4 protein-coding genes are annotated in these 6,866 nt (G+C 39.3%); 2 read left to right on the top strand and 2 right to left on the bottom strand.

The features are described from left to right. Window positions 1-17: 17 nt before the first annotated feature. Window positions 18-1,079 carry a DNA polymerase IV gene (dinB, locus tag K1I67_RS07660; protein WP_223339489.1) on the bottom strand — a complete coding sequence of 354 codons (1,062 nt, stop codon included), beginning with the start codon at window positions 1,077-1,079 and terminating at the stop codon, window positions 18-20. A gap of 237 nt (window positions 1,080-1,316) precedes the next feature. On the opposite strand from dinB, the gene pflB reads away from it, so the two are divergent. Further along, window positions 1,317-3,632 (top strand): formate C-acetyltransferase, encoded by a 2,316-nt coding sequence (gene pflB / locus K1I67_RS07665; protein ID WP_075227578.1) that lies wholly within the window; start codon window positions 1,317-1,319, stop codon window positions 3,630-3,632. A gap of 404 nt (window positions 3,633-4,036) precedes the next feature. Next, complete coding sequence (locus tag K1I67_RS07670; protein ID WP_223339490.1) at window positions 4,037-6,139, top strand: AAA family ATPase; 2,103 nt, start codon at window positions 4,037-4,039, stop codon at window positions 6,137-6,139. A gap of 55 nt (window positions 6,140-6,194) precedes the next feature. Here K1I67_RS07670 and K1I67_RS07675 read toward each other — a convergent pair whose 3' ends face one another. Then, window positions 6,195-6,677: an S-ribosylhomocysteine lyase gene (locus K1I67_RS07675; RefSeq protein ID WP_000032544.1), complete on the bottom strand. Its 483-nt coding sequence runs from the start codon at window positions 6,675-6,677 to the stop codon at window positions 6,195-6,197. Between the last annotated feature and the right edge of the window lie 189 nt (window positions 6,678-6,866).

The following is a 6,866-nucleotide window of genomic DNA, read 5'->3' on the forward strand; positions in this document are numbered from 1 at the left end:
CTGCTTCCTTCAAGGTTTTAAAATCCAGTCACAGTGACACCCAATAAGCGAACGTCTTTATCTTTATCTGTCAGAGATTCGTAAAGTTGGATAGCCATTTGTGAAATAGTTTCAGCATCTTGGATCTTTTGAGATAAGCTTTTCCGCTTAGTCATTGTAGAAAAGTCAGCATAGCGGATTTTTAAAATAACAATCTTTCCAGATTTTTCATGTTTTTGAAGACTCAGGGCAACTCTTTCCGAAAGGAGAGTTAGCTCTTTTTTGATATCCTCTTCTAAATTGAGAATTTTACTATAAGTTTTTTCTTTTCCAATAGATTTACGAATGCGATTGGATTTGACGGGAGAATTATCAATGCCACGAGCCTTGCGATACAAGTCAAAACCGAGTCGACCAAAACGATCAATGAGACTAATTTCAGAAATTTTTAAAAGATCAGCACCTGTAAATACCCCCATTTGATGCAATTTCTCAACTGTTTTCTTACCTACACCGTGGAATTTAGCGATATCCATTTGTTTGAGAAAATCCTCAGCTTCATCAGGAAGAATAACTGTCAGACCTCGAGGTTTTTGGTAATCGCTGGCTATTTTAGCTAAGAATTTATTATAAGACACACCAGCAGAAGCGGTCAGATGAAGTTCTTGCCAAATATCTTGTTGAATTAGTCGAGCGATTTTAACAGCTGACTTGATACCGAGTTTGTTTTCAGTCACGTCTAGATAAGCTTCATCGATACTCATAGGCTCGATATTATCCGTATAACGTTTGAAAATAGCTCGAATCTGTTGACCGACAGCAGTATATTTTTCGTAGTTTCCAGAAATGAAAACAGCTTGAGGGCAACGTTCATAGGCTTCTTTAGAACTCATAGCTGAGTGGATGCCAAAGACTCGCGCTTCATAACTACAGGTAGAAACAACTCCTCGACCACCTGTTTTTCTAGGATCGCTACCAATAATAACTGGTTTCCCTGTAAGTTTGGGATTGTCTCGAATTTCAACAGCAGCAAAAAAGGCATCCATATCAATATGGATGATTTTACGAGATAAATCATTCATTAGTGGAAAAATCAACATGGAGAAACCTCTCAGTGCTAGTTTGTTTAATTTTATTATACTCTTTTTCTGAAAAAAAGAAAATCAAATAACCTCTTTCAAAAATATAATACAGTTTGTGGTATATTTTGAACTGTATTAGAAAAGAAAGTGTTAAAAAAGTGAGTTTTTAGTTGTTGAAATCGTTTACTGTGTGTTATACTGAATACATGAATGTAACAGATGACTGTTACTAGAAAGAAAAAAGAGGACATTAACATGGTTGTTAAGACAGTTGTTGAAGCACAGGACATTTTTGACAAAGCTTGGGAAGGCTTTAAAGGTGTTGACTGGAAAGAAAAAGCAAGTGTATCACGCTTTGTACAAGCAAACTACACTCCTTATGATGGAGATGAAAGCTTCCTTGCAGGACCAACAGAACGTTCACTCCACATCAAAAAAATCGTAGAAGAAACTAAAGCACACTACGAAGAAACTCGTTTCCCAATGGATACTCGTCCAACTTCTATCGCTGATATCCCTGCAGGATTCATCGACAAAGAAAACGAAGTTATCTTTGGTATCCAAAATGATGAACTCTTCAAATTGAACTTCATGCCAAAAGGTGGTATCCGTATGGCTGAAACTACTTTGAAAGAAAATGGATACGAACCAGATCCAGCTGTTCACGAAATCTTTACTAAATACGTAACAACAGTTAACGACGGTATCTTCCGTGCTTATACTTCAAACATCCGTCGTGCTCGCCACGCTCACACTGTAACTGGTCTTCCAGATGCATACTCACGTGGACGTATCATCGGTGTTTATGCACGTCTTGCTCTTTACGGAGCAGACTACTTGATGCAAGAAAAAGTCAACGACTGGAATGCAATCAAAGAAATCGATGAAGAAACAATCCGCCTTCGTGAAGAAGTAAACCTTCAATACCAAGCATTGCAACAAGTTGTACGCTTGGGTGACCTTTACGGAGTTGATGTTCGTAAACCAGCGATGAACGTTAAAGAAGCTATCCAATGGGTTAACATTGCCTTTATGGCTGTCTGCCGTGTTATCAACGGTGCGGCTACATCTCTTGGACGTGTGCCAATCGTATTGGATATCTTTGCAGAACGTGACCTTGCTCGTGGTACATTTACTGAATCAGAAATCCAAGAATTTGTTGATGATTTCGTTATGAAACTTCGTACAGTTAAATTTGCTCGTACAAAAGCTTACGACCAATTGTACTCAGGTGACCCAACCTTCATCACAACATCTATGGCTGGTATGGGTAACGACGGTCGTCACCGTGTTACTAAGATGGACTACCGTTTCTTGAACACTCTTGACAACATCGGTAACTCTCCAGAACCAAACTTGACAGTTCTTTGGACTGACAAATTGCCATACAACTTCCGTCGCTATTGTATGCACATGAGCCACAAACACTCTTCAATCCAATACGAAGGTGTTACAACAATGGCTAAAGACGGATACGGTGAAATGAGCTGTATCTCATGTTGTGTATCTCCACTTGACCCAGAAAACGAAGAACAACGTCACAACATCCAGTACTTCGGTGCTCGCGTTAACGTTCTTAAAGCTCTTCTTACTGGTTTGAACGGTGGTTACGACGATGTTCATAAAGACTACAAAGTATTTGACATCGACCCAATCCGTGACGAAGTCCTTGAATTCGAATCAGTTAAAGCTAACTTTGAAAAATCTCTTGACTGGTTGACTGACACTTACGTAGATGCTTTGAACATCATCCACTACATGACTGATAAGTACAACTACGAAGCTGTTCAAATGGCCTTCTTGCCAACTAAACAACGTGCTAACATGGGATTCGGTATTTGTGGATTTGCTAACACTGTTGATACATTGTCAGCTATCAAGTACGCTACAGTTAAACCAATCCGTGATGAAAATGGATACATCTACGATTACGAAACAATCGGTGAATACCCACGTTGGGGTGAAGATGACCCACGTTCAAACGAATTGGCAGAATGGTTGATCGAAGCTTACACAACTCGTCTACGTAGCCACAAACTTTACAAAGACGCAGAAGCTACTGTATCACTTTTGACAATCACATCTAACGTTGCTTACTCTAAACAAACTGGTAACTCACCAGTCCACAAAGGTGTATACCTCAACGAAGATGGTTCTGTGAACTTGTCTAAACTTGAATTCTTCTCACCAGGTGCTAACCCATCTAACAAAGCTAAAGGTGGATGGTTGCAAAACTTGAACTCACTTGCTAGCCTTGACTTTGGTTACGCAGCTGATGGTATCTCATTGACAACTCAAGTATCACCTCGCGCTCTTGGTAAAACTCGTGACGAACAAGTTGATAACTTGGTAACAATCCTTGATGGTTACTTCGAAAACGGTGGACAACACGTTAACTTGAACGTTATGGACTTGAACGATGTTTACGAAAAGATCATGTCAGGTGAAGACGTAATCGTACGTATCTCAGGATACTGTGTAAATACTAAGTACCTCACTCCAGAACAAAAAACTGAATTGACACAACGTGTCTTCCACGAAGTTCTTTCAATGGATGATGCATTGAGCTAAGATTCATAAATAGTAAATCAAAACCAGTCACTTTGACTGGTTTTTTTGCTATAAAAAAAAATTTTAAAAAAGTTGGTCAAAATTGGTCAAATCTATTGACTATTACTGACCAAAGTGATAAACTAAGAACATAAGGATTAGGAAATCCTTAGAAATCCTTGATTTTAAGGTGATTGTTTATGTTATCTTAAGATCAAAGTATGGGTAAAACCTAGAAAAGAGGTACAACCTATGATGAACATTAGTATTTTTAGAAGTCCAATTACAAAACCTGTATTGGATAAAGAAAAACCTGAAATTATACGTAGAGTAGCAAATAGCTAGTCTAAATTTTTTAAAACAAAGGTCAGAGAAAGTCAAATTATTTTGACTAACTAATTTTGAAAACAAACGAGGTATGAAATATGAATAACAACTTTAATAATTTTAACAACATGGATGATTTATTTAACCAATTGATGGGTGGTATGCGTGGATACAGTTCAGAAAACCGTCGTTACTTGATTAACGGTCGTGAAGTAACACCTGAAGAATTCGCTATTTACCGTCAAACAGGTCACCTTCCAAGCGAAGGAAGTGAACAAGCTCAGTACGTTCAAGGTAAAGCTATGAAACAAGATGGGATTCTTGCAAAACTTGGACGTAACTTAACATCAGAAGCTCGTGAAGGTAAGTTGGATCCAGTTATTGGACGTAATAAAGAGATTCAAGAAACTTCTGAAATTCTTTCTCGCCGTACTAAGAACAATCCTGTTCTTGTTGGTGATGCTGGTGTTGGTAAAACAGCAGTAGTAGAAGGTCTTGCTCAAGCTATCGTGAATGGTGATGTTCCAGCAGCCATCAAGAATAAAGAAATTATTTCTATTGATATTTCAGGTCTCGAAGCTGGTACTCAATACCGTGGTAGCTTTGAAGAAAACATTCAAAACTTGGTAAATGAGGTTAAAGAAGCTGGAAACATTATCCTCTTCTTCGATGAAATTCATCAAATCCTAGGTGCAGGTAGCACAGGTGATGGTCAAGGTTCTAAAGGTCTTGCGGATATCTTGAAACCTGCTCTATCGCGTGGTGAATTGACAGTAATTGGTGCAACAACTCAAGATGAATACCGTAACACCATTTTGAAAAACGCTGCCCTTGCTCGTCGTTTCAACGAAGTTAAGGTCAATGCTCCTTCTGCTGAAGATACCTTCAAGATTCTCCAAGGGATCCGTGACCTTTATGAAAAACACCACAATGTTGTCTTGCCAGATGAAGTCTTGAAAGCGGCTGTTGATTACTCAGTACAATATATTCCTCAACGTAGCTTGCCTGATAAGGCTATTGACCTAGTCGATGTAACAGCTGCTCACTTGGCTGCTCAACACCCAGTAACAGATGTACATGCAGTTGAGCATGAAATCGAAGAAGAAAAAGCTAAACAAGAAGCTGCAGCTGCTAAAGAGGATTATGAAGCGGCATTAAATGCAAAAATTCGTATCGAAGAACTTGAAAAGAAAATTGCCAACCATACAGAAGATCACAAGGTAACTGCAACGGTAAATGATGTAGCTGAGTCTGTCGAACGGATGACTGGAATCCCAGTATCACAAATGGGTGCAACCGATATCGAACGTTTGAAAGATATGGGTCATCGTTTGCAAACCAAAGTTATCGGTCAAGACAAAGCCGTTGAAGCTGTTTCAAAAGCGATTCGTCGGAACCGTGCAGGCTTTGACGAAGGCAACCGTCCAATCGGTAGCTTCCTCTTTGTAGGACCTACTGGTGTCGGTAAGACTGAGTTGGCTAAACAATTGGCCCTTGATATGTTTGGTACTAAAGATGCCATTATCCGTTTGGACATGTCAGAATACAGCGATCGCACAGCTGTTTCTAAATTAATTGGTACAACTGCCGGTTATGTTGGTTACGATGACAACAACAATACCTTGACGGAACGTGTTCGTCGCAATCCATACTCTATCGTCCTTCTTGACGAGATTGAAAAGGCAGATCCACAAGTAATCACCCTTCTCCTTCAAGTCTTGGATGACGGTCGTTTGACTGATGGTCAAGGGAATACTGTTAACTTCAAGAATACAGTGATTATCGCAACTTCAAACGCAGGATTTGGTTATGAAGCTAACTTGACAGAAGATGCAGACAAACCAGAACTCATGGATCGTTTGAAACCTTACTTCCGTCCAGAATTCCTCAACCGCTTTAACGCAGTGATCGAGTTCTCACACTTGAGCAAGGAAGACCTTTCTAAGATTGTTGATTTGATGTTAGCTGAAGTTAATAAGACGCTTGCTAAGAAAGACATCGACTTAACAGTAAGTGATGCAGCCAAGGAATACATGACCGAAGAAGGTTACGATGAAGTCATGGGTGTTCGTCCACTCCGTCGTGTGGTTGAACAACAAATCCGTGACAAAGTCACAGATTTCCACTTGGATAACTTGGATGCTAAACACCTAGAAGCTGATATGGAAGATGGTGAACTTGTCATCAGAGAAAAAGCCTAAATCAAAGTTTTGCGAATCAAAAAAGGAACCAGTTGAAAAAACTGGTTCTTTTGTGTTAAATGACATGACGCTCAAAGGCATCATCTGAGATTCCTTGTTCAAGAATCAATTTTGCCCATTCCTTAGCTGAAAATAGACTATGATCCTTGTAGTTACCACAAGACTCAATGGTAGTTCCTGGGACATCTTCCCAAGTTGTAGTCTCAGCGATTTCCTTTAGTGAATCCTTGATGACAGCAGCGATTTCTGCGCTAGTATGACGTCCCCACATAATCATATGGAAACCTGTACGACACCCAAATGGTGAACAATCAATCATCCCGTCAATGCGAGTACGGATGAGTTTGGCCAAGAGGTGCTCTATCGTATGAAGACCAGCAGTAGGGATTGAGTCCTCGTTTGGTTGAACCAAGCGAATATCAAAGTTTGAAATGATATCTCCCTTAGGACCTGTTTCTTCTCCGATTAAACGGACATAAGGTGCTTTGACAATAGTGTGATCGAGTTCAAAACTTTCAACAATAACTTCTTTTGACATGGTATTTCCTTTCAACTTTCTTCTTTCATTATATCATAAAGATATATTTGATAAATGTCTATAATAGAAATTTTCCTAAAAAGATTTTCACATTAGAAATATAGGAAGAAAATATTCCCCAATTGTCAAGTCAAGTGCAACAAAGTTGTTCCTCTGATTAAGCGAGTATCTTTCAAGCTGTTTGAGCTG

The organism is Streptococcus infantis, assembly GCF_019929575.1.
In the GTDB taxonomy this organism is placed as follows: Bacteria; Bacillota; Bacilli; order Lactobacillales; family Streptococcaceae; genus Streptococcus; species Streptococcus infantis_L.

Excerpts from the sequence above, each read along its gene's own strand:
- dinB (WP_223339489.1), bottom strand. The coding sequence starts at position 1,079 with ATGTTGATTTTTCCACTAATGAATGATTTATCTCGTAAAATCATCCAT.
- pflB (WP_075227578.1), top strand. The coding sequence starts at position 1,317 with ATGGTTGTTAAGACAGTTGTTGAAGCACAGGACATTTTTGACAAAGCT.
- K1I67_RS07670 (WP_223339490.1), top strand. The coding sequence starts at position 4,037 with ATGAATAACAACTTTAATAATTTTAACAACATGGATGATTTATTTAAC.
- K1I67_RS07675 (WP_000032544.1), bottom strand. The coding sequence starts at position 6,677 with ATGTCAAAAGAAGTTATTGTTGAAAGTTTTGAACTCGATCACACTATT.